We start from the raw sequence: 1,359 nt of genomic DNA, 5'->3' as shown, positions 1-1,359 counted from the left end.
CTAAGATTCTGAAAGTCAAAATTCTCTTGGAATTTCTTTAAAGTGAGATTTTTTGTTTGTATCATTTTAAATCCTTTTTTTTGTGGTATAATCTATGTAAGCTTCTCAAAGCTAGTCATCTACGGAAGCGGCTTATAACCTGACTCGCCGTAGCTCTGCCAAAAACTTGCATTATCTTTTAAATTTCCTTTTTCAAAATACATAGTTTTAAGCCCAAGTTCATTAACATCCATTCTAATACTTTCTACTATTACATAGTGCCTATTTATCTGTTTGCCACTTACTAGCACTTTTTGCCCTATTTCACTTTTGGTGATAAATTGTATATCCGCATCATCTGCTAAATTAGTCCATTGCATTATGTCTTTTAGCTTTTTTATATTATAATATCGTTACAAGTTTGGGGCTATGGACTTATAAAGTCGGCTTCGCGGTTTGTTGTATCCCCCAAAGAGCCTCCGCTTTTTACTTTTTCGCTATTGTAAATATAACCTTGTTTTTTATGTGTTTTTATGTTATAATTACACTCCCTCCAAGGCTTAGAGATTTTTAATCTAGGGGGAGTTAGAATAAGGAATCCTTGGTGATGTCTAACTAACCACTTTTACGCAATTTCTCACCTGTGCAATCACATCTTTCAAATCAGTCATCGGCATACCTGTAATGTCTATTCTGTCGTTATCTTGCGTTATATACATATAATATAAGTCGTGTGTTTCTTTATGCTGGTAAGCCTTAATATAGCCTTTTCTTGCGTGTCCTTCTCTCTCTAATTCTAGTGTAATGTCTGGGTGTGCTTTGGTGTCATCAATAAGTTTAGAATAAAGTTTTCTTTCTCTCTCATCGATTTTCCCTTTAAAATGTTGAAATAAATTTTTTATATCATCTCTTGGCATACCTTCTGGCATAGGGGCTTGTTTTGTTTGGGATTTTGTGGTAGAATGGGGTTAGGTTTTTGAGGCATCGGCTCAATGTAATTGCTAGTAACGGATGCTATGCTACTAGCTTCCTTTTTTTTAATTTTGCCTGCGGTTCAAAACTTGTTACCACCCAAACATTACTGTCATTTATAATATTTCCATCCTTATCTTTAAATCCTTTGTTTAACCCTACAATATAATCATCAGTAACTATATTGTATCCATTGTAAGTTTTTTCTATCTTTCCTTGTTCTATAACCTTAGGAATATTAAAAACATCAAATTCAGGGTGTTTATCTAAAATATGTGCCAATCCATATCCTTTATGTTTTTCAAAATCTGTTACTTCTCCCCAAACTAAATCAATATCGCCTAACTCCTCTCTATAAAATGCCCCTGCAACTTGTCCTTTATACTCGCCTTTAGCCCCACTTTCTTT

Annotated in this window: 3 protein-coding genes; all 3 read right to left on the bottom strand. The window is 33.9% G+C overall.

Annotation, left to right across the window (positions count from 1 at the left end):
* Positions 1–119: 119 nt before the first annotated feature.
* On the bottom strand, positions 120–359 hold the full coding sequence (locus T368_RS0111525) for a PBECR3 domain-containing polyvalent protein (protein ID WP_004089045.1): 240 nt from the start codon (positions 357–359) through the stop codon (positions 120–122).
* A 231-nt stretch (positions 360–590) separates the two neighbouring features.
* Positions 591–908 carry a hypothetical protein gene (locus tag T368_RS0111520; protein WP_004089046.1) on the bottom strand — a complete coding sequence of 106 codons (318 nt, stop codon included), beginning with the start codon at positions 906–908 and terminating at the stop codon, positions 591–593.
* Positions 909–993: 85 nt separating this feature from the next.
* Positions 994–1,359, bottom strand: a 366-nt coding sequence (locus T368_RS16040; RefSeq protein ID WP_051591334.1) for a putative barnase/colicin E5 family endoribonuclease, incomplete at its 5' end; no start/stop codon positions are given.

Source organism: Helicobacter bilis ATCC 51630 (assembly GCF_000686565.1).
Taxonomy (GTDB): Bacteria; Campylobacterota; Campylobacteria; order Campylobacterales; family Helicobacteraceae; genus Helicobacter_A; species Helicobacter_A bilis.
Note: the sequence above shows the minus strand (reverse complement) of the source record. Positions and strands in the feature narration are given on the sequence as shown.